Below are 25,730 nucleotides of genomic sequence, written 5' to 3' on the forward strand. Positions count from 1 at the left end.
AAATTAAATAGATAACTCTTTCGCTAATTCATAAATATCAGTATTGAATTTATGGTCGTTACCATTGAAAATTTCATCAAATGGTGTGGCAGTCAATTTGTTATTCATAATACCTACTCCATGTCCAGAATGACCTTGTATTAATAAATCAACGGCGTAACCACCTAAGCGTGAAGCTAATACTCTGTCAGTACCTGATGGGCTACCACCACGTTGGATATGGCCCAGTACAGACACACGTGCATCAACATTAATATATTTCATTAATTGATCCGCGCATTCTTGGCCACTCATACTGCCCTCAGCTACCATGACGATTGAGTGTTTTTTACCTCGTTTGATACCTTTTTCTATTTTTTCGGCAATATCTTTAATATCTGTATTGACTTCAGGAACTAATATTGTTTCAGCACCGACTGATAAGCCAGCCCATAATGCTAAATCACCACAATCACGTCCCATAACTTCTACAATAAAGGTTCTAGCATGACTTGAAGCAGTGTCTCTAATCTTGTCTACACTATCAATAATTGTGTTCAACGCTGTGTCAAACCCAATAGTGAAGTCAGTACCATTAATATCATTATCAATAGTACCTGGAATTCCTATTGTTTTAATATCTTTCGTCTCTTCACTAATACGTTGGGCACCTCGGTAACTGCCATCTCCCCCAACTACTACTAGTCCCTCAATACCACGTTTGTGTAAATTCTCTATACCTTTTTGTCTTACACTCGCCTCTTTGAATTGTGGACATCTTGCAGAGTAAAGGAAAGTTCCTCCACGTTGAATTGTATCCCCTACTGAACCCAATTCAAGTTTATGAATATTGTCATCAAGTAATCCTTGATAACCTTGATAAATTCCATAAACTTCAATGTTGTTATAAATCGCCTTACGCACAACTGCTCTAACAGCAGCATTCATTCCTGGTGAATCTCCACCACTAGTTAAAACCGCAATTTTCTTCATGACGACATTCCCTTTCCTAACTATATTTCTCTTTAATAATAAATTACCATAATTTTTTTTAGTGTTCCATCAATATAGGTGCACAAAATACATGTAAACGTTTTACAAACAATTTTTCCTTTTGCAATAAAAAAGGGGTGAACAATATTCACCAAGAATCAATTGTTTCACCCTTATAAGGAAAACTACAGCTAGGAAAATATAATAAAGGTTCCTTCACAACTTAATTTGCAACTGTGTTTTTCAAAGTAATTTTAAATATTAATTTGTATGTGTACCAGCCCAGCTATTTTTCAATAAAAGCACCGATATTTCTAAACTTATTAAATCTATCTTCAACTAATTCATCAGCACTTTGTTGTTGAAGTTGTTCTAAATGATTTACGAATGCTTGCTTAATATCAATAGCTTGTTGTTCTATATTATTGTGTGCACCACCTAAAGGTTCATCAATAACACTATCAATAACGTTTAAATGATGTAAATCTTTTGCAGTAATTTTCATAGTTTCGGCAGCCATTTTTGCTAATGAGCTATCTTTCCATAACAGTGCCGCTGCTCCCTCTGGGGAAATGACAGAATACGTACTGTTTTCAAGCATCATAATTCGATTGGCTATCCCAATTCCTAGTGCACCACCACTACCACCTTCGCCGATAACGATAGCTATCACTGGCACTGTTAGAGATGCCATCTCAACTAAGTTTCTAGCAATAGATTCACTTTGTCCGCGTTCTTCAGCAGCTTTACCTGGATAAGCACCTTTAGTATCAATGAAAGTAAAAATAGGTCTATTAAATTTCTCAGCTTGTTTCATTAATCTCAATGCTTTACGATAACCTTCAGGATGCGCCATACCAAAGTTTCGATATATATTATCCTTAGTATCTTTACCTCTTTGTTGGCCTATAACTGTAACAGGGGTACCGTTTAAATACCCAATTCCACCAATCATTGCAGGGTCATCTCTAAAATTACGATCTCCATGTAATTCAATAAATGAATCGAAGATATATGGAATATAGTCTAATGTCGTAGGTCGTTCTTGGAGACGAGCAATTTGCACTCTATCCCAAGACTTAAGATTGGTATATATTTTTTTGGTTTCCCTTTCAAGTGATGCTTCAAGTAAATCAATTTCATCTTGTAAATCTACATCATTTTTTTCTTGAGATTGCTTAAGAGATTCAATTTTATTTTTTATTTCAAAAAGTGGTTTTTCAAAATCAAGCATCTTTATTCACCTCTTGGTGCAATTTTAATAATTGAGCAAGTGTTTCTTTCATCTCTTTACGGTGAACAACTTTATCAAGTTGACCATGCTCAAGAAGAAACTCTGCAGTTTGGAAATCATCTGGAAGTTTCTCATTAATAGTTTGCTCAATAACACGTCGACCAGCAAATCCAATTAAGGCTTTAGGTTCACTTAAATTGATATCCCCAACAGATGCAAAACTAGCAGAAACACCACCAGTTGTTGGATGCGTAAGATAAGAAATATATAATAATCCGGCATCTGAGTGACGTTTCAGTGAAACACTCGTTTTACCCATTTGCATCAATGAAATAATACCTTCTTGCATCCTAGCACCACCACTTGCAGAAAATAATATGAATGGTAGTCTATGTTCTGTTGCATAATCAATAATTCGACATATTTTCTCACCAACAACTGAACCCATACTTCCCATTCTAAATCTAGCATCCATAACAGCTACACCAAATTGAACACCATCTAGTTTGGCAGTACCGGTTACAACCGCTTCGCTTAAATCAGTTTTTTGTTGGTCTTTTTCAATTTTTTCTTGATATCCAGGAAAGTCTAAAGGATTTGCTGATGTCACTCCTTTATCAAATTCAACGAAACTATTTTCATCAGTGATTGCTTCAATTCTCTTATATACAGGTAATGCAATATGGTGATCACAATTAAAACATACATTTAAATTCTCATTTAATTCTTTTGTATACATTATTTTTTTGCATTTTGGACATTTAGTCATAATACCTGCTGGTACTTCATTTTGTTTTGAATCTTGAACTGTTAAATATTTTCGTTTTTTACTACTACGATTAAAAAAGTCTTTAAACATTCGTAAACCTCCACCTAATCATACAACCTTAATTTATTACATCTCAATTTAATATATGATCGAACATAAAATATGAGTTAGAAATAATACATGTCTTTGTTTTTTATTAAAATTGTTGCAATTCTAGGTTATTTCAAGTCTGTTAATTGCATTGTTTTGTCATAAACTTTTTGAGGATCCACTTCAATTCTTGCCACGCCAGTTTCCATTGCTACTTTTGCAACTTCACGTGCAACTGAAGGAGCTACCCTTTTATCGAAAGGACCAGGAATACAATAATCCGGATTCAACTCATCTTCATCTATAAGATTAGCAATCGCTTCAACCGCCGCTTTCTTCATATCTTCATTTATATGTGTTGATTCAGTGTCTAATGCACCTCTAAAAATACCTGGGAACGCAAGTACATTATTAATTTGGTTCGGAAAATCTGAACGACCTGTTCCTACAACTTTAGCGCCTGCTTCTTTAGCATCATTGGGCTTGATTTCTGGATCTGGGTTAGCCATTGCAAAGATGATTGCATCATCCGCCATTGATTTAACCATGTCTTTTGATAGTAAGTTAGCAACTGAAACACCTATAAATACATCAGCATCTTTAATTACATCTTGTAATGAACCTTCAATTTTGTCTTTGTTTGTGAATTTAGCTACATAATCCTTAGTGTCATTCATACCATAAGGTCGACCTTCAAAAATAGCACCTCTTGAATCGCACATTATCATATTTCTGACACCGTAAGAATCTAATAATTTAACAATTGCAATACCTGCTGCCCCTGCACCATTTAACACAACTTTAATTTCAGATAAATCTTTATCAACAATTCTTAGTGCATTGATTAAACCAGCCATAGTAACAATCGCTGTACCATGTTGATCATCATGGAAAACTGGAATATTAGTTTCTTTTTTAAGACGATCTTCTATTTCAAAACATCTTGGTGCTGAAATATCTTCTAGATTAATTCCTCCATAATTAGGTGAAATTAATTTAGCTGTTCTAATAATTTCTTCTGTATCTTTAGTATCTAAAGCGATAGGTACACCGTTTATACCTGCAAAACTTTTAAAAAGAACAGCTTTACCTTCCATAACAGGAATACTAGCTGGGGCACCAATATTACCTAAACCTAAAACTGCAGTGCCATCAGTAACAACAGCCACAGTATTTCTTTTAATCGTGTAATCATATACAGTTCTTGGATCTTCATGTATTTCTTTACATGGTTCTGCTACGCCTGGTGAATAGGCTAAACTTAATTCTTCTTTATTAGTAACTTTGATATTAGGTGTAATTTCCAACTTACCTTGATTTTCTTTATGCATTTGTAATGCATCATCTCTTAAAGACATTAAATCAACCCCTGTTTATTTACTAAAATATCGAAAGTTCATCAGTATAATGAATATATATTCTCTGCATTTAAAATTTTTTAAGATAAAATAAACCGATGACTTTATTTTATAAATCATCAGTTTACTATATCATAATTTTTTTATACATAAAAGTTATAAAATTCTTATATCTTTTGGATCAAAAGCCTCAACAAAGGTTTTAATTTCATTCGATGTTTTATCCATACTACCTAAATAATCAAGTTCTCCAGTTTGTTCATTATATATGTTCACTTTAATCATATGGTTGTTTTTATGATCACTAAGAATTTGTTTAATTTCATCTAAGTTATGAATGTTTCTTAAAATAATTTGAGATGCCCCATTCATTTTAGTTACTTCAAAATGTTCAACTGAATCCATTTGATTTAAAATGAGCTGCAATTGTTGTTTTCTCTTTTCAAATTTCCCCCAAACAATATACATTTCTCTCTCATTTAATTGAGTTTCATACCGTTTGAATTTATCTGGAAATAAAACTGCATCCATCGTATGTCGCCCATCATTTAGAACTAAAAATGCCATATTTTGACCATTCTTGGTCCTTATTTGTTTGATTTGATCTACTTGAACCAAAATAGGTTTGTGATTTACAACATTACTTAGTGTATAGATACCTAAATATTGCTTTTTATTAAATTGCTTTTCGACTGGATGATTAGAAACATAAAATCCCAAGTATTCCATTTCGTAACTACTAATCATTTGATCACTAAATTCATCTTTATCAGTGTAAGATTGTTTAGGTGTCAAAATATTCATTAATAAATCGTTTTGTTCTACATTTGATACTTCATCTAAAACTTGATCAATAGAACTTAATAAAGTTGAACGTGTTTTTCCAAAAGTATCAAAAGCGCCTACCAAAATTAATGATTCAAGTAATTTTCTAGTCTTTACGCGATTTGATATTCGTCTAGTAAAATCAAAGAAATCTTTATACTTACCATTTTGATACCTTTCATCAACAATTGATTTAACGCTCTGATAACCAACACCTTTAATAGCACCTAAGGATAAATAAATATTTGATTTAGTTGCTCTATAATACCAATGGCTTTCATTAATATTAGGAGGCAAAATTTTCAATTTTTGATTTTTAGCTTCATCAATTATGGCCGCTGTTTTAGATTCATTACCAACGACATTACTTAAAATATTAGCATAAAAATAATTAGGATAGTGAACCTTCAAATATGCCATGATATATGCAATTTTTGAATAACTTACCGCATGTGCTCTAGGAAATCCATAATCAGCAAACTTTAGAATTAAATCAAATATTTGTTTACTTATCTTCTCATCATATTTATTTTTTATCGCACCTTCGACAAAATGTTGTCTTTCACTTTCTAAAACTGCTCTATTCTTTTTACTCATGGCACGACGTAGAATATCTGCTTGTCCATAATTAAAGCTAGCAAATTGACTAGCGATTTGCATAATTTGTTCTTGATAGATTATTACACCATACGTATTTTTAAGTATGGGTTCTAAATCAGGATGTACGTATTTAATTTCACTTTCGTTATGTCTTCGTGAAATATAAGTTGGAATTTCTTCCATAGGTCCTGGTCTATATAAAGACGTAACCGCAACGATATCTTCAAAATGTTCAGGCTGAAGTCGTTTTAATACTTTTCTTACACCTTCGGATTCAAGTTGGAAGATTCCAGTTGTATCTCCCCTAGATAATAACTTAAATACATCTACATCATTAAACGGTATCTCTTCAATCTCTATAGTAATATTTAAATCTTTTTTTACTTGAGTGATAATTTGATGTATGATAGATAAATTTCTTAACCCCAAAAAGTCAATCTTAAGTAGACCAATTCGCTCTGCTTCTGTCATCGTCCATTGCGTCAATAAACCAGTATCGCCCAATGTTAGTGGTGCATAATTATATAGAGGTTGATCGTTAATAATAATACCTGCTGCATGTGTTGAAGTATGTCTAGGTAAGCCTTCTAATTTCTTACTTAATTCAAACCACTTTTCATGTCGATGATTTCTATGTACAAATTGCTTAAATCGCTCATCCTCATATGCCTTATCTAAAGTTATGCCAAGTTGATGAGGTATTAACTTAGAAATCTCATTTAAAGTTTTATCATCAAATCCAATTATGCGACCAACATCTCTTGCAACGGCCCTAGCCAATAAATGTCCGAATGTGACAATACCCGAAACACGATGTTTTCCATATTTGTCTTGAACGTATTGAATGACTCTTTCCCTACGCGTGTCTTCAAAATCAATATCTATATCTGGCATTGTTACACGTTCAGGATTTAAAAAACGTTCAAATAATAGATTAAATCTAATTGGATCTATTGTAGTAATGCCTAGTAGGAAGCTAACTAATGAACCAGCTGAGGATCCCCGCCCAGGACCAACCATAACATCATGTGTTTTAGCGTAGTGAATTAAATCACTCACAATTAAAAAGTAGTCTTCAAAACCCATTTCAGTTATAACTCGATATTCATGTTCTAATCTTTTTGTATAGCGTTCATCATGATTTAATTTCATCTTCTTTAAACTTGATTGGAGTTGTGACCATAAATACTCTTTTGAGGAACTACCTGATGGTGCATCGAATTTAGGTAGTAAATTTTGATGATATTCTATGCTTGCACTACATAAATTAGCTAGTTCAAGCGTATTATTCCATACGTCTCTGTCTATATTTAATGTTTCTAATTCATTTTGATTAGGAAAATGTTCCCCAATATCTTCAATATCATTAACCAAATCTATCTTAGTATTATTTTTAATTGCTTCAAGTGCTGGAATCGTCTCAACATCTTCTTGATTTAAGTATCGTGCATTTTCAAACCAAACCACTTTTATATTATTATAAAATGCTAAGTTGCTTGAATGATTTATAAATATATTTTGATGGTTTTGAAATTGTTCAACTATAGAATAATGAGATTGATTTGCTTGCTTAAATATGATTGCAATATTTGTTGAATACTTTTTTAACCACTCAACTGATATAACGTCTTTTTGCTTCATTTTAATTGCAGAAGAGAGTTGAAATAGTGATCTTAAGCCATCATTATTTATAGCTAAAATCACAGTCTCAATTGTATACAAACCATCCGTAACGTTAACTGTCATTCCAAAAATTGGTTTAATATTGGCTTTAATACAAGCATCATAAAATTTAGGGAAGCCATATAAGACATTAGTATCAGTAATCGCTAATGTATCATAATGATTATGTTGTGCTTTTTTAACTACATCATCGATTCTCAAACTAGAATTTAATAAATCATATGCTGTATGAAGATTTAAATGAGCAACCATGAATGACTTCCTTTCTTAAATTTATAATTTCTGACGTAAAGCTTGTGCTAATTCTTCAAATTCATCCCAACTATAGACTGACACACCTGATGCATTTGGGTGGCCTCCCCCACCAAATTGATTAGCGACATCATTAATAGTGATTCCTTTAGATCGAATACGACATCTAATTTGATCTCCCTCATCTACACCAAACATCCATATTTTTAAACCGCTAATATCCGCAACTGTATTTACAAATTGAGAAGCTTCATTAGGCTGAATGTCAAACTGCTTTAAAACATCATTAGTTATTTTAATTTGACAATATTCATGTGAATCTGATAGTTCAAAATTTTGTAAAATATATCCTTGGAAAGGCATTAACTTAGGATCTTTTTCGGACATTTTATTTAATTCAACATTATGATTGAATGGATATGCCAATAATTGACTAGCAACTTCCATTGTATGGGGTAATGTATTACTAAATAAGAATCGCCCTGTGTCTCCAACAATACCTAAGTACAATACTCGAGCTACATGTTCATCAATTATACTTAGATCATTAAAATGTGCGATGAAATCAAATATAATTTCACTTGTAGAAGATGCTTCAGTATTAACAAAATTTACATCACCGTATTGATCAGTAGCAGGATGATGATCTATTTTAATTAATGACTGTCCATTTAGATATCTTTGATCATCAATACGTGGTGCATTTGCAGTATCACATACAATTACAAGTGCATCACCATATACACTGTCATCAATTTCATCTAAGTCTCCTATAAATGATAATGATGGTTCAGCTTCACCTGCAGCATAGACATTTTTTTTAGGGAATTTTCGTTCAAGATATAACTTTAATCCAAGTTGTGAGCCATAAGCATCTGGATCAGGTCTCACATGTCTATGAATAATAATTGTTTCTGCCTCTTTAACTCTTTGCATGATTTCATTAAAAATTTCTACCATTGTTATATCTCCTTAAATTAGATTTATTACTTTAAAATTAAATACTTTGTATATCCTCAAACATCTGACAAATTATCATTGCATTTGCGACTTTTTCATTACCACTTACCATCGCGACTTCCAATTTAGCAAAGTTCCTTCCAACATCGAGCATGTCATATTGAACTCTAATTGATGCTTCAATTGGCACAGTTTTAATATAGATGATATTTAAACTTTCAATCATAACATCTACCTTTTTATATTTTCGCAATTCATGCTTTATTGTTTCTTCAATAATAGCGACAAATACAGCCTTACTTAATGTGCCATATTGATTGGTTAATAACGGAGAAACCTCAACCGAAATATCACTTTGTGAAATCGTAATGTGTTTCGCTATTTGATCATTAATCGTCTCACCTATTTGAGGTTGTCTGCCAATAAGTTGCATCGCTTTTAATACGTCATCTCTCGTTATTACACCTATTGCTCTTTTATTCTGAGTTACGGGTAATATCTCAATTCCTTCCCAAATCATAATGTGAGCACAACTCGCTACCGTTGTATTTAATTCAACATTGATAGGACGTTTCGTCATTACTTTAGCAATGGTATCATCCGAGTTCATTTGAATGACTTCCTTACTCGTAACTATTCCAACTAATCGCCAATCTTTATCTACGACTGGAAACCTCGAATGACCTGTAACTTTGGCACGTGATTTATAATCTTCAATACCCATTTCATCAAAAATAACCGTCATATCATTAATTGGTTTCACTATATCTTCAACTATTAAAATTTCTTTTCTAATCATTTGATTATACATTGCTCTATTAATAATATTGGCTACAAGAAATGTATCATAATTTGAAGACAGGATTGGTAATTCATGATTATTAGCATAATCAATAATTTTTTGTGTTGTTTTAAAACCCCCAGTAATAAGTACGCCACTACCTCTTTTTAGCGCTTCTAACTGAACATCAGGCCTATTACCTACGATTAACAATGTATGATGACTTAAATATTTAACCACATCTTTTAGTTCCATTGCACCTATCGCAAATTTTGAAACACTTTTTGTTAATCCATTTTTGCCACCAATGATATCTCCATCAATGATTTTTAAAATTTCTTTAAACGTAAGGTTCTCAATCTCCTCACGATTCTTTTTATCAATACGTACTGTACCTACTCTATCAATGGTAGTTACTAACCCAAGTTGTCCGGCATCTTTTATAGCTCTATATGCAGTCCCCTCAGATACTTTCATTACTTTGGCAACTTTCCTAACAGAAATTTTTTGGCCAACATTTAACGATTCTATGTATGCTATGATTTGTTCATGTTTAGTCATTGATAATACCTCTTTATAATGTACAGTGTTTTATTTATTATAACTTTTTAATCATAAAAAATCGATTTAGAAAATGTAAACCAATTAGTTTTAAAAACGCTTCATCAGTTTGATTTTTTATTAATTAATAAATCAAGTTATGTTAATTAAATCTTTAATTATTTTAATTATATACATTGGTAAAATTAAAATATTTTATATATAATTGTTTATGAGGAGGGATGACCTATGTATAAAAATATTTTATTAGGTGTAGATACTCAATTGAAAAATGAGAAAGCGTTGAAGGAAGTATCAAAATTAGCAGGTCCAGATACCGTAGTAACTATTTTAAATGCGATTGGTGAACAGGATGCACAAGCATCAATTAAAGCTGGTACGCATATTAATGAATTAACTGAAAAACGTAGTCATTTGCTAGAAAAAACACGAACTACTCTAGAAGACTACGGAATTGATTATGATCAAATCATTGTGCGTGGTAACCCTAAGGACGAATTAGTGAAACACGCTAATAGTGGTAAATATGAAATCGTCGTATTAAGTAACCGTAAAGCTGAATCTCAGAAAAAATTCGTATTAGGTAGCGTAAGTCACAAAGTAGCTAAACGTGCTACCATCCCTGTATTGATTGTAAAATAGTTAGTGAAATTCAAAAGATGCGTCAAAATATAAGCACAAAGATGATTGTTCATGTATAAATCACCTTTGTGCTTATTAATTTCATTAAACTAATCAATTACTCCATTTATATTTACATTTATTAAAATGATACAGACTCACCAGGTTCTAATATTTGTACTTCACCTTCATGCACTGCATTCTTAAATTGTTGTGGATCTTGTTCAATTAAAGGGAAAGTATTGTAATGAACTGGAACAGAAATCTTAGGTTTAACAAATTCATTAATTGCATAACTTGCATCATCAATACCCATAGTAAAGTTATCACCAATTGGAACAAAACATACATCAACAGGGTGTCTTTCAGCAATTAATTTCATATCACTAAACAATCCTGTATCACCCATGTGATAAATCGTTTTACCTTCAACTTCTAATATAAGTCCCATTGGCATGCCTAAGTAAATAGGGATACCATCTTCATGTGTGAAACTTGAACTATGGAAAGCTTGAACATATTTAACGCTACCAAAATCAAATTTAGCTTTGCCACCGATATTCATACCATGAACATCTTCTACACCGTGATAAGTACTTAAATACCCTTGTAATTCAGCAGAACCTATAACAGTTGCGTGATTACGATTTGCTAACTCAACTACATCGCCAAAGTGATCGGCATGACCATGAGTTAAAATAATATAATCTACATCTAATGTTTGTTCATCTAAATCACATTTGTCATTACCGGAAATAAATGGATCTACAATTACTTTTTTACCATTACCCTCAAAATAAATCGTTGATTGCCCATGAAAAGAAAGTTTCATAATTATAGCCTCCTATTGCTTGATTACTATAATTATACCCTAGCCATAAAAGATATAACATGAAACTAAAATAATCGCTTATCGTATTAAATAATTTTGAATTTTAAGCTGATTAGACGTAAAATTAACATAAATACTTAATGGAGATGATTGAATGAGTAAAATCGAAAAAATAACTAAACAATTACAACATGAACAAGCTGACGCTGCATGGATAACAACTCCTCTCAATGTATTCTACTTCACTGGGTATAGAAGCGAACCTCACGAGAGATTATTTGCACTATTAATTACAGCAAATGGAGATCAAACCTTATATTGTCCAAAGATGGAAGTTGAAGAAGTTAAGAATTCTCCATTTGAAGGAAAAATCATTGGTTACTTAGATACTGAGAATCCATTTGAAATTGACCCTTCATCTTTTAATAAGTTATTGATTGAAAGCGAACACTTAACAGTAAAACGTCAACGCGAGTTAACTCAAAACTTTGGTGTTCAACACTATGGCGATATTGATCAAACAATTAAAGAATTACGTAATATTAAAAATGAATCCGAAATTGAAAATATTCGCGAAGCGGCAAAGCTCTCTGACAAATGCATCGAAATTGGTACCGAATTCCTTAAAGTCGGTGTAACAGAACGTGAAGTAGTCAATCATATTGAAAATGAAATCAAAAAATTTGGTGTTAGTGAGATGAGTTTTGACACAATGGTATTATTTGGAGATCACGCTGCATCACCTCACGGAACTCCAGGAGAAAGAAAACTTGTTAAAGATGAATATGTATTATTTGATTTAGGGGTTATATATAATCATTATTGTAGCGATATGACACGTACAGTAAAATTCGGAACACCTTCTGAAGAAGCTCAAACAATTTATAATATTGTTTTAGAAGCAGAAACCAATGCTATTGAGGCAATTAAAGCGGGCGTTCCTTTACAAGATATTGATAAAATCGCTAGAGACATTATAAGTGATGCTGGATATGGTGATTATTTCCCTCACAGATTAGGACATGGTCTTGGTTTAGAAGAGCATGAATATCAAGATGTTTCAAGTACAAATTCAAACCTACTTGAAGCAGGAATGGTTATTACGATAGAACCTGGTATATATGTACCTAATGTTGCTGGCGTACGTATTGAAGATGATATTTTAGTAACTGAAAATGGTTATGAAATACTAACAAACTATGATAAATAAAAATTAAAAATCCAGTTGAGTTAATAGTAAAAAACTATGTACTCAACTGGATTATTTATATTAAATCAATTATTAATCTTCTTTTAATGCATCTTCAACAGACGTATATTCTAAACCGAACGCTTCAGCTACTCCTTTGTGAGTTACATGACCTTTGTACGTATTTAAACCTAAAGATAATGCGTGGTTAGCTTTAAATGCTTCACGGTAACCCTTACTAGCTAATAATTGCGCATAAGGTAATGTTGCATTATTTAATGCAATTGTAGATGTACGAGGTACTGCACCTGGCATATTCGCAACTGCATAGTGAACAACACCATGTTTTACATATGTTGGATCATCGTGTGTCGTAATTTTATCTGTAGTCTCAAAAATACCACCTTGGTCAATAGCAATATCAACAATCACTGAACCATCTTCCATTTGTTTAATCATATCTTCAGTTACCAAGCTAGGTGCTTTTGCACCAGGGATTAATACGGCACCAATAACTAAATCACTTTCTTTTACTGCATTTTCAATATTTAATGGGTTAGACATAATTGTGTTCACACGGCCATCAAATAAATCATCTAATTCAGCTAATCGTTTAGGGTTTACATCTAAGATTGTAACATTAGCACCTAAACCTAGTGCGATTTTAGCCGCATTTGTACCAGCTTGACCGCCACCGATGATAGATACTTTACCTTTTGGTACTCCAGGAACGCCTCCAAGTAAAATACCCATTCCACCGTTGAATTTTTGTAGGAATTGTGAGCCAACTTGAGCAGACATGCGTCCTGCAACTTCACTCATTGGTGTTAATAATGGTAATGAACGGTCAGGTAATTGAACCGTTTCATAGGCAATACCTACGACTTTATTTTCAACTAACGCTTGAGTTAATTTTTCTTCATTTGCAAGATGTAGGTATGTAAATAAGATGAGTCTTTCTTTGAAATATTTATACTCTTCTTCCAATGGTTCTTTAACTTTAATAACCATTTCTACATCCCATACAGATGACTGTTCAGATACAATGTCAGCACCTGCATCTTTGTAATCTTTATCTTCAAAGAATGAACCTAAACCAGCATCTTTCTCAACAAGTACTGTATGTCCTTGCTCAACTAATGCATGTACACCACTTGGTGATAAACCAACTCTGTTTTCGTTATTTTTTATCTCTTTTGGAATACCAATTTTCATTCCATCCACCTCCATTACTATCGTAACGCTAAACCAATGAAAGCGCAATCAGAAAAAGTACACATTATTGTTAAAATATAAAGAGTAAAAATTCTGAAATTTGTGGTAATATATAAGTAAGAAAAGCTAAGGGGGTTATTAAGATGTTAACATACAAAAACATTTTAATCGCAGTTGATGGTTCACACGAAGCTGAGTGGGCTTTCAACAAAGCAGTAGACGTAGCTAAACGTAATGACGCTAAATTAACTATAGTGAACATTATCGATTCAAGAACGTATTCTTCTTATGAAGTATATGATGCACAATTTACTGAGAAGTCTAGAAGTTTCTCTGAAGAATTGTTAAAAGGTTATCAAGAAGTTGCAACACGTGCTGGAGTTACTAACGTTGAAACTCGTTTAGAATTTGGTTCTCCTAAAGCAATTATCCCTAAAAGGTTAGCAAGTGAATTAGGTGTAGATTTAATTATGTGTGGTACTTCAGGTTTAAATGCCGTTGAAAGATTTATTGTCGGTTCTGTATCTGAAGCAATTGTACGTCACGCACCATGTGATGTATTAGTAGTACGTACAGAAGAAATCCCTGAAGATTTCCAACCTGAAGTTGCAACTCCAGAATTTAGAAAACAATATTCATAAAAGTTATATCTAATCTATTCATTTACAAAGTGAGTTTAATATGGCGATAAGGTCTTTGACTTTATCGTCATTATTTATTTGTCACAATTTTATTAAAAAAAAATAACATACATTGTCTAATGACAATGCATGTTATCAGTATTAATAAATTATAATTCGCCAAATTTAACTGTATCTCTAGCAATCATAACTTCTTCATTTGTTGGAATAACAATAACTTTAACTGGTGAGTGTGGGTAATTGATAAATCCTTCTTCACCACGCATTGCTTCATTTTTCTTAGGATCCCAATAGATGCCCATGAATTCTAAGCCTTCTAATACTTTAGCACGAACTGTTGAAGAGTTTTCTCCTACACCAGCTGTAAATACAATGACATCCACGCCATGCATTCTTGTAGCATAAGAACCAATATATTTATGAATTCTTGAAGCAAATACGTCTAGTGCTAATTGTGCACGTTCTTTACCTTCTTCTGCATCACTTTCAAGGTCACGTAAGTCACTTGATGTACCTGAAATACCAAGTAGACCTGATTCTTTGTTTAATACATTAAGAACTTCTTCGGCGTTTTGACCAGTCTTTTGCATAATGAAAGGAATTAATGCAGGGTCGATATTACCTGAACGTGTACCCATTGTAACACCCGCTAATGGAGTGAATCCCATTGATGTATCGATTGATTCACCACTATCGATGGCAGCAATTGATGCACCATTACCAATATGACAAGAGATAATACGTAACTCTTCAATTGGTTTATTCATGATTTCAGCAGCACGTTGTGATACATATTTGTGACTTGTACCGTGGAAACCATATTTGCGAATACCATAATCTTTATAGTATTGGTAAGGTAAGCTATATAAATATGATTGTTCTGGCATTGATTGGTGGAATGAAGTATCAAACACTGCTACATGAGGAATGTTTGGTAATAATTTTCTGAATGCACGGATACCCATTAAGTTAGCAGGGTTATGTAATGGTGCTAATTCACTTAATGACTCAATTTGTTCTTCCACTTTATCTGTAACTAATGCAGACGTTGGGAATAACTCACCACCGTGCACGACACGATGTCCTGTACCAGCAATATCATTAATGTCATCAATGATGCCATGTTGTTTGAAACTGTCTAACATGATGTTAATTGCTTCCTCATGATCCTTGATATCTTTAACATCTTTAATTTTTTCACCATTCACTTCAATTGTGAAGATTGAATCTTTAATACCGATACGTTCGATTAAACCTTTTGTTACTAGAGTTTCTTCAGGCATTCTTATTAGTTGGAATTTTAAAGAAGAACTACCCGCGTTAATCGCTAAAACTAAACTAGACATATATTATTGTCCTCCAATTTATTAATTAATATCCATATTTATTTAACCATTAATACAGCCATAATTCAAGAATATCACAGTTTATTTTTGAGGATGATTGTCTTTCATCCAAGTATTTAATTCACCAATAAATCCTTGGAATTGATTAGGATTTTTAAAATCAGGAATATTTGCTAATAACACTTCAACTGGCTTAGTCTCATTCGATTTTTTCTTTTGTAAAATCAATATTGATTTACGCGCATTTTCGTTCTTAAATAACGTCTTAGGTAAATTTAGAAATGCTTGCATTTCTGTTTCTGTAGCAATGAAATTTTCCAACTGTTTTACATTGTCATCTTCAAAAATATTACTTGGAACTACTAAAAATGCGAAACCAGATTGTTTCAAGGCAGTAATTGCTTGTTCAATTAGTAAATAGTGAGAATAGCTATGCCCTTCTTTAAAACCTAATTGCATTTCATGACTTCGTTCATCTAGAGGATAATATCCTATCGGTAAATCACCAATAACAATATCCGCTTCTTCTAATGGTAACGGCATAATTGCATCCTGAGGATAAACATCAAACGGTATCTCCAAGAAATTTGCTAAATGTACACTAACTCTTGAAAGTACCGGATCAACTTCAATAAGATGATGCATAATTGTAGTATCCTTAAGCACTTCATTAACAGATGCACTTAAATGGCCTGCACCACTAGCGATATCTACAACATGTAATTCTTCGTTCTTTTCAGTAAATTTTTGAACTAAAAATCCGAGAATTAAACCAATAGAATCAGGTGTTATTTGGTGATTGGCTTGAATCGTTTCTTCTTGCATTAAACTTAAATAAGCGAACTGAAATGCTTTTCTACGATCTTGTAATGTGGCTTGTTCCAATAATTCACGTTTATTACTATAAACATCTTCCATCGCTAATCCTAAATTCTCAATAAAACTTTGACCGTTTTGTTCATTTAAAGCTTTAGCTTTTTCATCTAATGTTTTGAAAAGCTTTTCCATGATTGTTTGTTCTTCACTCATAAACTTAATCCTCTCCATTAAAAAAGTGTCCATTCGGTTTATTTCTTAAAAATAATCAACGCTAATTTAAAGTAGCATTTCTGAAATAAATATGGACACTTTTACGTTATATCTATCTTCTAAAAATTGATATTAAATGTTGCGATATGCTTCTAATGCAGCATCAAATTTAGGGAAATCAGTACCTTCACTAACTAATTCTTTATATACAACTTTGTCATTACTATCTAATACAAAAACAGAACGAGCTAATAATCTTAACTCTTCCATAACGACACCATATTGTTGACCAAATGATAAGTCTTTATGGTCACTTAAAGTAATAACGTTATCTAAACCATTAGATGCACACCATCTTTTTTGAGCAAATGGTAAATCTGCAGAAATCGTTAAAACAACACCGTCTTCTTGCGCCGCTTCTTCATTAAATTTACGAGTTTGTTGGTCACACACACCTGTATCAATAGAAGGTACAACGCTGATTAATTTCTTTTGACCTTTATAATTTTCTAAACTAACTTCATTTAAATCGTTATCTAATACTTTAAAGTCAGGAGCATGTTGCCCTTCTGATACTTCAGAACCAGCTAAATGAATTGGATTATTTTTAAAAGTAATTTGTGTCATGATGAAATGACCTCCTATAGTATTTATCATTATATTGCTATCATACGACAGTCGTAAAACTTAAATCAATCATTTAAAACTAAATCATATCTAATGTTAAAGTAGTTGTAAAATGTAGTCATATGTGTTTTTCAATATTAGAACTGTTGTAACGATGATAAAAAGTATCTTTACATAACCAACACCATTACTTATGGCAAATTGTGCACCTACATATGAACCAATTATCATACTTACAGCCATAATTAAGCCATACACAAAATCAACCTGACCTAAGATAATAAACAGAACTAATGCACCTAAATTAGAAGCAAAGTTTAAGACTTTCGCATTACCTGCTGCACTTAAAAAATCAAATCCAAACATAAGCAAAACAAATAACATAAAAGAGCCAGTGCCTCCACCTAAGAAACCATCATAAAAGCCAATCATTAACATTAAAGATACAAAAATGACAGCTTTACCAATTGTTAGCTTAGAAAATGTGCGCACATTTCCCCAATCTTTTTTCGTAATTGTATATATCAGTACAAGGCTCAATATAATGATAATCAAAGGCATTAAAACTTGTGCAGGCAACATAGTAGCTAAACTAGCACCGCCTGCTGCATATATAAACACAAATGGAAATAACTTAAGTACAATATTTAAATCTACTTTGCCTGAACGTATAAACTTAATTGCACTTGTAAGCGATCCAAATGAACTGGCTAATTTGTTAGTACCAAGGGCCAATGAAGGTGGCATTCCTATAGCTAATAGAGCTGGTGTTGAAATTAGGCCCCCACCACCTACTACTGCATCGATAAAAGCAGCTAAAAATCCAAATGCTATAATAATCAATATAATATTTAGCGTTATCTCCATGATGCATATCCCCTTTGTTTTTAATACTTGATTACTCTATTTTAAAATAACTCATCAATTAATGCATCAGTGTTTTGGTCTTTTTCGCTTTTATAATCTTTGTTAATCGTTAATGTTTCAATATTATCTGCTGCACGTTGAACCATTTCATCGAAGTTAAATACACTTTCATATTTAATTACTTTATCAAAATCTGGTTCAGTTACAGGATTTTTAGGAGTAAAAATAGTACAACAGTCTTCATAAGGTTGAATCGAAACATCAAATGTACCAATCTCTCGTGCTTTCTTGACAATATCTTCCTTATCAAGCGAAACAAGTGGTCTTAAAATCGGAGTAGAAGTCACATCATTAATTGCGTACATGCTCTTTAATGTTTGACTTGCCACTTGTCCTAAATTTTCACCGTTAACAATCGCATTAGCCCCAACTTTTTCTAATACAATATCCGCTACACGTAACATCATGCGACGTGTAGATGTCATTGTGTATCTAGGATGAACTACTTTATTTATTTGTTTTTGTAATTCTGTAAATGGCACTATATGCAATTTTATTGGCCCCACTCTTTCAGAGAGGATACGTGTAAGTTCAATCACTTTGTCTTTAGCTTTTTCACTAGTGAAAGGTGGACTATGGAAATGAATCGCTTCTATATAAACACCACGTTTCATAATCTCCATTCCAGCTACTGGAGAGTCTATGCCTCCTGACAACATTAAGAGTGTTTTACCGCCAGTGCCAACTGGTAAACCACCAGCACCTTCATAAATCTGTGTGAATACATACACACCATCCATTCTTACTTCAACTCTTACGTTATGATCCGGTTGTTTCACATCAACCGATATATCTTCAGTTGCTTGTAAAATCGCACCTCCAAGTTCACGTTGTAAAGCATATGTGTCCATTGGAAATGACTTATCTACACGTTTAACATCAATTTTGAATGTCTCTCCCGGTTTAAAATCTTGAGCTAAATCAACACATAATTTTTTTATTTCATCTAATTCTTGAGATGTTTTATGAACAGGACTAATAGATTTAATACCAAATATTTTAGTTAAGCGATTGATTACCTCTTGTGCATCCGCTTCTTCAGATAACGAGATATACATTCTATCTCTCTTTCCTTTAACATGGGTTCCTTCTATAGTTTGTAAAGACTTAATAACGTTATCTTTCAAAGCATTTACAAACTTTTTCCGATTTGCTCCTTTTAAAGTCAGTTCACCATATCTAACTAATAAATGATCAAACTCCATTTACTTTAACAACTCCTTAATTTCTTTGTATATTGTTCCAAATTTCACTTTAAATTGATCGATATCTTCTTGAGTAGTCATATCTCCTAAGGATAACCTAATACTTCCCTCAATTTTATTATCCGGAAGTCCCATTGACATTAAAACTTCATTTAGTTTCCCTCTTTTAGATGAGCAAGCGCTTGTAGTTGAAACCATGATATCCAATTTAGAAAATGCATTAACTAAGACCTCACCTTTCACACCTGGAAACGCAATATTTAATATTTGCGGTGCACAATCCATAGGAGAATTGATATATACCCCTCTAAACTCTTTTAAAAATTCACGTAATTCATGGTTATAATCACTTAATCGTTGATTACGTTCATTTAAACTATCCATTGCTAAAGTTATTGCTTTCACTAGTGACACATTCATTGGCAAGTTCACTGTTCCACTTCTTACGCCGTATTCTTGTCCTCCGCCATGAACAATAGGCTCTAATTTATCTTTATTGTCAATTAATAGGAGACCTTGTCCTTTAAGTCCATTAAATTTATGGCCACTAAAGCTTACACTATTAACACCTTCAAGGTTCATTGTTACCTTTCCCAAAGCTTGAACTGCATCAACATGTAAATGTGCTTTAGGATATTCTTTTAATATGTTCACTATTTCATTAATAGGTTGAATTTGTCCCATAATATTATTCACATACATACAAGAAACAAGGCCGACCTTATCATTCATCAATGAAGCTAAATGTTCAATATCAACACGGCCATCCGCATTAACATCAACATATTTTAATACAAACCCATCTTCTTCTAAGTTTCTCATAACTTCTAAGACAGATGGATGTTCTAAAACGGAAGTAATAATTTCATTTGCAAATTGCTTTTTACGATAAGCAATACCTTTTAAAGCTATATTATTCGATTCAGTGGCACCACTTGTGAAAATAACATCTGTATTTTGTCCTATAGATAACATTGAAGATATACGTTCTTTTGCTTGTAGAAGCACCTTCTCCGCTTGCAACCCCCACTTGTGAGGACTATTTGGATTGAAATAAACAGTTTCATTTACTTTATTAAATGAATCGAGTACATCTTTATGAGGCTTAGTAGTGGCTGCATTATCAAAATAGATCACTTAAAACACTCTCTTTCATTCACTATTAAATTATTTATTTACCCTTTGTAAATTTATCTTTTATAGACATATTATTCAAAAATAGATACTAAAGCATTATACTATTTTTAAATAAAAATAAAAGGCGTCGGACTCAAATTAAATGATTTTGAGTTGAAAACTTATTTAGCATTATTTATTAAGCGTTCTGAATTTGAGTCCCCCCCTTGAATTCAATAACTTTATATGAATTTAAATAAATCAAAAAAGATGAGACAAAATTCATTGTCCCACCTCAAAATAGACTACTATTTATTTGCTTCAACCTAACATTTATTACTTACCAAAGTTATAAATGTTTATTGTCAATATGACAAGCGAAATTAACCTTTGGCTACCTCATCTTCAATATATTTAGTAATTCCAGGTTCTACACTTTCAAGTGCTTGTTCTGAAATTTCAATTGATCGTTTGTAACGATTATTTTTAAACAAGCGTTCTGCTTCGTTTAAACTCTTATCTACATTATTATGATCTTTACGATAACGGTTACCATATTGAATTAAACGTTCTGCGTATACGGCATTCACCAATACATCATTTGCTTCATCTTCAAAAGTGTTCATTTGAATAACAATTTTGGCAACTTTATCTTTAAGTTGTTTAACGTGAATTGGACGTTCACTAAATTGATCATTAGTTTCACGAACTTCATGGTCAATTTCATTTTTCATAATAATGAATCTTTCAGGTACACTTGTTAAATTTGAAGCTAAAAGCCGGCGATAAACTTCTTCTTTTTTAGATTGAATTCTTAAAAGATTATCTTCTGCCTCAGCTTCATCCTTTCTCAATTGAATAAGATGATTTTGTAATTTTTCTTGATTCTCATTAATTACTTTAACGTGATCGTCTAAATATTCTAAGTTGTCTTTAACTTCGCTGTAACGTACAGCAGATTTAGCCATTTCTTTAAGAATTTCATCATATACTGCTACTAAATTTTGAATTTCGTTCTCATGTTGTCTAATGCTATGAACATCACTTTCATTAATGAAATAATTTTCACGAATATAGTCAATTTCTGTACGTAATGTGTAATTCATCTCACGTGCTTTGAACAATTCATCAGTAATTTGTTCTTTAGTTTCTTCCACTTCATTTTTAGCTTTAACTTCATGCTCAATCAAATCATACATTTCATCAAGCTTATCATTAATTTGTTCAAGTTTATCGTTTGCATTATCTAACTCAAGACGACTGATCATAGGTTCTACAAAATTCAACTCTGTCTTTAAGCTTTGTAGTGTACCATCGATTTTAACGTGATCTAGATCATAACCGTTCATCTTTAAGTCACGACATCCATATTTCAAATCTTGAAATTGTCCAGGTAGTTCTTTTTGAGCTTCTCTAATTAATTCTGGAATTTCATCCATATACTTTTGGACTTCATTCATAGATTCATTTAGACCCATAATGTGGTTGTGTGCTTGAACGTAATTACCTTCTTCTTTTAGTTCTTCATACTGTACAAGTTCTGGCTCAAATGATTCAATTCTTTTTTCAAGTGGTGAAGCTGCATCGCCGAACTGATGTCTGTTAGCTAACACATCACGCTTCATTTCTCGATAATTAGTCTTGCACTTTTCATAAACTTGTTCATTTTCCTTATGTAAAGAAACAATTTCATTAACATCTTCAACTTGTTGTTGATACCCAGTTTCATATTTATCCATTAATTCATGTGCATCGTCAATGTCACTTTGAGCTCCAGAAAATTGAAACTTATCAAGTTGAATTTCAGCATCGTGGATTTTTTCCTCTACGGGTGCTAAATAGTTATTTGTATAGTCTAAGGTGTCTCTCTTAAAGGCATCATATTTTGTTCTAGTTTCCCCTTTTAAATTTAATTCAGAAAGTTGTTTTAAATTTTCTTCAAAAGGTAATCTTTGAACTTTTAACTTACGTTCTTCAGCTTCTTCAACAATTTTTCGTTTGTTAGAACGTAAATAAAACATGATTCCTACAATGATTAAAACAATGATAATTATTGCTAATATTGTGTATAAAACCATCTCATTCTCCTCCTATGTTATCATTATTATAACGCAAATACCGCTTTCATTAAACTAGTAAATGAATGAATTGATAGAATAAATTTTTCCATTTATAATTTATTAAAAATAACAAAATGAGGTAAGCATATGCCAATAATAAAAGAAACAAATTATAATTTATTAACTAAACAGCTTCAAAGTTTAATCGAAGACGAACAGAACCTTATCGCAATTCTAAGCAATACATCAGCTATATTAAATGATAATTTAGATCAAATTAATTGGGTTGGTTTTTATCTTATTGAAAATGAAGAACTTATTCTTGGACCCTTTCAAGGTCATCCAGCTTGCGTTCATATTGCAATTGGCAAAGGTGTCTGTGGTACTGCAGTTGCAGAAGATAAAACTCAGTTAGTTAAAGATGTACACGCGTTCCCAGGACACATTGCTTGCGATGCAAACAGTAAATCAGAAATAGTTATTCCAATTCATGTCAATGATGAAATAATTGGGGTTCTAGATATTGATGCACCTATCACAGATCGATTTACTAATGAAGACAAGGAAGGTTTAGAAGTTATTGTCAAAGTTCTTGAAAAACAGCTAACTAAATAACTAAAAAGTATTGACACTTTGTAAAATACTGTTACAATGAACTTTGTGTGAATTAACGAAAATAGCAGTTGCATATCAATGAGCTCTATGTTGTTCCCAGTGAGGACGTGTCGCGTAACTGACGCTATAAGGTGAAGACACATAAAACAACATATCCTATTGGGCATGCAACACTCTTTTTTGTTTATTCATAACAACAAAAAAGAAAAAGGAGGAGTCTTAATATGGCTCGATTCAGAGGTTCAAACTGGAAAAAATCTCGTCGTTTAGGTATCTCATTAAGCGGTACTGGTAAAGAATTAGAAAAACGTCCTTACGCACCAGGACAACACGGTCCAAACCAACGTAAAAAATTATCAGAATATGGTTTACAATTACGTGAAAAACAAAAATTACGTTATTTATATGGAATGACTGAAAGACAATTCCGTAACACATTTGACATCGCTGGTAAACAACACGGTGTACATGGTGAAAACTTCATGATTTTATTAGCTAGTCGTTTAGACGCAGTTGTTTATTCATTAGGTTTAGCTCGTACTCGTCGTCAAGCACGTCAATTAGTTGGTCACGGTCACGTTGAAGTTGATGGTCGTCGTGTTGATATTCCATCATATTCATTAAAACCTGGTCAAGTTATCACTGTACGTGAAAAATCACAAAATTTAGACATCATCAAAGAATCTGTTGAAATTAATAATTTCGTACCAGAATACTTAGACTTTGATGCAGATAGCTTAAAAGGGACTTTCGTACGCTTCCCTGAACGTAGCGAATTACCAGCTGAAATTAATGAACAATTAATCGTTGAGTACTACTCAAGATAAGTTCATGATAATGAACAACCACCCTTCCTTATGGAATGGGTGGTTTTTTTATTCATAGATGATCAAAGTGATTTTATATTCTAAAGATATCCTCTGGTAAATCAGAAATAATGCCATCTACGCCAAGATTGATAAGTTTTTTAACATCTTTCGGTTTATTCACAGTATATGGAATAACCTTCAATGATTGACTATGTGCATTTTTTATAAATTTAGAATTAACTAATTTGTAATTAGGATTAATAAAATTTGCATAATCAGATATTTCTTCAAAGTTTGGAGATTTATACCAATATTTCTTTCTACTAATAAGCAAACCCAATTGATACTCACTATCCAATGAGTTTAAACGTTTCACACAATCTTCATCAAAAGATTGAATGATTGCCTTATGTTTAGGAACTTTATATATTTCTAAAGCATTCAATACAGCTTTTTCTATTCCGGGATATTGATGTGGAACTTTAATCTCAATAAGTAACTTTTTTGAAAAATTTTTAATTAAGGATAACACCTCTTCAAATGTCGAAATCTTAGTATTTTGAAAGGATTTATCATGTTTTACTCCAAAATCAAATGTTAACAATTCTTCAAGTGTATAGTCTTTTACTTTTCCTTCACCATTTGAAGTTCGATTAATAGTGTCATCATGTATAACAACTAGATGATTGTCTTTGCTGAAATGTACATCTATTTCTAACATATCAACATGTTGCATTAAAGCCGCCTTAAAACCAACAAGAGTATTTTCTGGAAATTGATTCGATAAACCACGATGAGCAACTATTTGAAATGCTTGATTAGGTTTATTAATTTTCATAAAAGTCACCTTTCTTTAATTATGTCACAGTTTAAACTACACTTAAATTACCATATTATAAGTGGAGGTTAAACATAAATGGTTAAGCATGATTTTAAGGTACAAACAAAATGGCGTGGTGGAAGAGAAGAAGTTGGAACTGTTAATGGAGACATTATTTCTGAACAAATTTCTATACCTGCACCGCTTGGTGGTAATGGAGTAGGTACAAATCCTGATGAATTATTAGTATCAGCAGCATCGTCTTGTTATATCATCTCATTGGCAGCAACATTAGAAAGAGCAAAATTTACCGACATCGATCTGATAAATGATTCAGTGGGTACTGTCATATTCGAGAATGGTAAGTTTAAAATGGCAACAATAACACATTATCCTAAAATTTCAGTGACTGCAGAACACAAAGAAAGTCTTGAGAAACGACTTCCTAAATTATTAGAAATAGCTGATAGTAATTGTATGATTTCGAATTCTATACGTAATAATGTAGAAATTAAAATTCAAGCGTCAATTCAATAATTGTTAAAATTGCGCTAGTTTCACCATGAATCTCATATAAACATGGTGATTGCTCT

General features: G+C 32.3%; 23 protein-coding genes. 6 read left to right on the forward strand and 17 right to left on the reverse strand.

What is annotated here, in order from left to right; translation table 11 throughout:
- Nucleotides 1–3 precede the first annotated feature (3 nt).
- The 7 genes from pfkA to HMPREF2715_RS01500 all read right to left on the reverse strand — a co-directional run bounded on the left by pfkA (nucleotide 4) and on the right by HMPREF2715_RS01500 (nucleotide 10,085).
- Nucleotides 4–972 (reverse strand): 6-phosphofructokinase, encoded by a 969-nt coding sequence (gene pfkA / locus HMPREF2715_RS01470; RefSeq protein WP_070580879.1) that lies wholly within the window; start codon nucleotides 970–972, stop codon nucleotides 4–6.
- 286 nt (nucleotides 973–1,258) lie between these two features.
- Nucleotides 1,259–2,206: an acetyl-CoA carboxylase carboxyltransferase subunit alpha gene (locus tag HMPREF2715_RS01475; protein ID WP_070839200.1), complete on the reverse strand. Its 948-nt coding sequence runs from the start codon at nucleotides 2,204–2,206 to the stop codon at nucleotides 1,259–1,261.
- Nucleotides 2,199–3,065, reverse strand: coding sequence for an acetyl-CoA carboxylase, carboxyltransferase subunit beta (gene accD / locus HMPREF2715_RS01480; RefSeq protein WP_070839202.1), 867 nt, complete (start codon nucleotides 3,063–3,065; stop codon nucleotides 2,199–2,201). The genes HMPREF2715_RS01475 and accD overlap by 8 nt, the downstream gene beginning before the upstream one ends.
- A 128-nt stretch (nucleotides 3,066–3,193) precedes the next feature.
- Complete coding sequence (locus tag HMPREF2715_RS01485; RefSeq protein WP_070580886.1) at nucleotides 3,194–4,423, reverse strand: NADP-dependent malic enzyme; 1,230 nt, start codon at nucleotides 4,421–4,423, stop codon at nucleotides 3,194–3,196.
- A 156-nt stretch (nucleotides 4,424–4,579) separates the two neighbouring features.
- Nucleotides 4,580–7,783: a DNA polymerase III subunit alpha gene (locus HMPREF2715_RS01490; RefSeq protein WP_070580888.1), complete on the reverse strand. Its 3,204-nt coding sequence runs from the start codon at nucleotides 7,781–7,783 to the stop codon at nucleotides 4,580–4,582.
- A gap of 21 nt (nucleotides 7,784–7,804) precedes the next feature.
- Nucleotides 7,805–8,743, reverse strand: coding sequence for a DHH family phosphoesterase (locus HMPREF2715_RS01495; protein WP_070839205.1), 939 nt, complete (start codon nucleotides 8,741–8,743; stop codon nucleotides 7,805–7,807).
- A 37-nt stretch (nucleotides 8,744–8,780) separates the two neighbouring features.
- Entirely contained in the window at nucleotides 8,781–10,085 is a 1,305-nt protein-coding gene (locus HMPREF2715_RS01500) for a DRTGG domain-containing protein (RefSeq protein WP_070580892.1), read from the reverse strand.
- Nucleotides 10,086–10,313: 228 nt separating this feature from the next.
- On the opposite strand from HMPREF2715_RS01500, the gene HMPREF2715_RS01505 reads away from it, so the two are divergent.
- The gene (locus HMPREF2715_RS01505; RefSeq protein ID WP_037551038.1) at nucleotides 10,314–10,727 is read left to right on the forward strand and encodes a universal stress protein; all 414 of its coding nucleotides are present in this window, start codon (nucleotides 10,314–10,316) and stop codon (nucleotides 10,725–10,727) included.
- A gap of 121 nt (nucleotides 10,728–10,848) precedes the next feature.
- Here HMPREF2715_RS01505 and HMPREF2715_RS01510 read toward each other — a convergent pair whose 3' ends face one another.
- The gene (locus tag HMPREF2715_RS01510) at nucleotides 10,849–11,538 is read right to left on the reverse strand and encodes a metal-dependent hydrolase (RefSeq protein ID WP_070580894.1); all 690 of its coding nucleotides are present in this window, start codon (nucleotides 11,536–11,538) and stop codon (nucleotides 10,849–10,851) included.
- A gap of 154 nt (nucleotides 11,539–11,692) precedes the next feature.
- Between HMPREF2715_RS01510 and HMPREF2715_RS01515 the strand changes: the two genes are divergently transcribed.
- Nucleotides 11,693–12,748 carry a M24 family metallopeptidase gene (locus tag HMPREF2715_RS01515; RefSeq protein WP_070839207.1) on the forward strand — a complete coding sequence of 352 codons (1,056 nt, stop codon included), beginning with the start codon at nucleotides 11,693–11,695 and terminating at the stop codon, nucleotides 12,746–12,748.
- A gap of 72 nt (nucleotides 12,749–12,820) precedes the next feature.
- Here the strand turns inward: HMPREF2715_RS01515 and ald are convergent, their stop codons facing one another.
- A complete protein-coding gene (ald, locus tag HMPREF2715_RS01520; protein WP_070580899.1) occupies nucleotides 12,821–13,942 on the reverse strand; it encodes an alanine dehydrogenase in 1,122 nt (373 codons plus the stop codon).
- Nucleotides 13,943–14,085: 143 nt separating this feature from the next.
- Between ald and HMPREF2715_RS01525 the strand changes: the two genes are divergently transcribed.
- On the forward strand, nucleotides 14,086–14,583 hold the full coding sequence (locus tag HMPREF2715_RS01525; RefSeq protein WP_037551041.1) for a universal stress protein: 498 nt from the start codon (nucleotides 14,086–14,088) through the stop codon (nucleotides 14,581–14,583).
- 149 nt (nucleotides 14,584–14,732) lie between these two features.
- Here HMPREF2715_RS01525 and HMPREF2715_RS01530 read toward each other — a convergent pair whose 3' ends face one another.
- From HMPREF2715_RS01530 to ezrA, 7 genes are all read right to left on the reverse strand, one after another.
- Entirely contained in the window at nucleotides 14,733–15,929 is a 1,197-nt protein-coding gene (locus HMPREF2715_RS01530) for an acetate kinase (RefSeq protein ID WP_070839210.1), read from the reverse strand.
- Nucleotides 15,930–16,010: 81 nt separating this feature from the next.
- Nucleotides 16,011–16,958 carry a class I SAM-dependent methyltransferase gene (locus HMPREF2715_RS01535; RefSeq protein ID WP_070580903.1) on the reverse strand — a complete coding sequence of 316 codons (948 nt, stop codon included), beginning with the start codon at nucleotides 16,956–16,958 and terminating at the stop codon, nucleotides 16,011–16,013.
- Nucleotides 16,959–17,090: 132 nt separating this feature from the next.
- Nucleotides 17,091–17,585, reverse strand: coding sequence for a thiol peroxidase (gene tpx, locus HMPREF2715_RS01540; protein WP_053024767.1), 495 nt, complete (start codon nucleotides 17,583–17,585; stop codon nucleotides 17,091–17,093).
- A gap of 96 nt (nucleotides 17,586–17,681) precedes the next feature.
- Nucleotides 17,682–18,452, reverse strand: coding sequence for a sulfite exporter TauE/SafE family protein (locus tag HMPREF2715_RS01545; RefSeq protein WP_070580905.1), 771 nt, complete (start codon nucleotides 18,450–18,452; stop codon nucleotides 17,682–17,684).
- 41 nt (nucleotides 18,453–18,493) lie between these two features.
- Nucleotides 18,494–19,717, reverse strand: a complete 1,224-nt coding sequence (thiI, locus tag HMPREF2715_RS01550) for a tRNA uracil 4-sulfurtransferase ThiI (protein WP_070580907.1) — start codon at nucleotides 19,715–19,717, stop codon at nucleotides 18,494–18,496.
- A complete protein-coding gene (locus HMPREF2715_RS01555; RefSeq protein WP_070580909.1) occupies nucleotides 19,718–20,854 on the reverse strand; it encodes a cysteine desulfurase family protein in 1,137 nt (378 codons plus the stop codon).
- Between the two features lie 362 nt (nucleotides 20,855–21,216).
- Nucleotides 21,217–22,911 carry a septation ring formation regulator EzrA gene (ezrA, locus tag HMPREF2715_RS01560; protein WP_070839213.1) on the reverse strand — a complete coding sequence of 565 codons (1,695 nt, stop codon included), beginning with the start codon at nucleotides 22,909–22,911 and terminating at the stop codon, nucleotides 21,217–21,219.
- 129 nt (nucleotides 22,912–23,040) lie between these two features.
- Between ezrA and HMPREF2715_RS01565 the strand changes: the two genes are divergently transcribed.
- Together HMPREF2715_RS01565 and rpsD are read left to right on the forward strand one after the other, a co-directional pair.
- Nucleotides 23,041–23,508, forward strand: a complete 468-nt coding sequence (locus HMPREF2715_RS01565) for a GAF domain-containing protein (protein ID WP_053024774.1) — start codon at nucleotides 23,041–23,043, stop codon at nucleotides 23,506–23,508.
- Nucleotides 23,509–23,732: 224 nt separating this feature from the next.
- On the forward strand, nucleotides 23,733–24,335 hold the full coding sequence (gene rpsD, locus HMPREF2715_RS01570; RefSeq protein WP_011275505.1) for a 30S ribosomal protein S4: 603 nt from the start codon (nucleotides 23,733–23,735) through the stop codon (nucleotides 24,333–24,335).
- Nucleotides 24,336–24,408: 73 nt separating this feature from the next.
- On the opposite strand, the gene HMPREF2715_RS01575 is transcribed toward rpsD, so the two are convergent.
- A complete protein-coding gene (locus HMPREF2715_RS01575; protein ID WP_053024775.1) occupies nucleotides 24,409–25,155 on the reverse strand; it encodes a glycerophosphodiester phosphodiesterase in 747 nt (248 codons plus the stop codon).
- Nucleotides 25,156–25,233: 78 nt separating this feature from the next.
- On the opposite strand from HMPREF2715_RS01575, the gene HMPREF2715_RS01580 reads away from it, so the two are divergent.
- Nucleotides 25,234–25,674 carry an OsmC family protein gene (locus HMPREF2715_RS01580; protein WP_070839216.1) on the forward strand — a complete coding sequence of 147 codons (441 nt, stop codon included), beginning with the start codon at nucleotides 25,234–25,236 and terminating at the stop codon, nucleotides 25,672–25,674.
- The last annotated feature ends 56 nt before the right edge of the window (nucleotides 25,675–25,730 follow it).

The organism is Staphylococcus sp. HMSC062A01, from assembly GCF_001836805.1.
Taxonomy (GTDB): Bacteria; Bacillota; Bacilli; order Staphylococcales; family Staphylococcaceae; genus Staphylococcus; species Staphylococcus haemolyticus.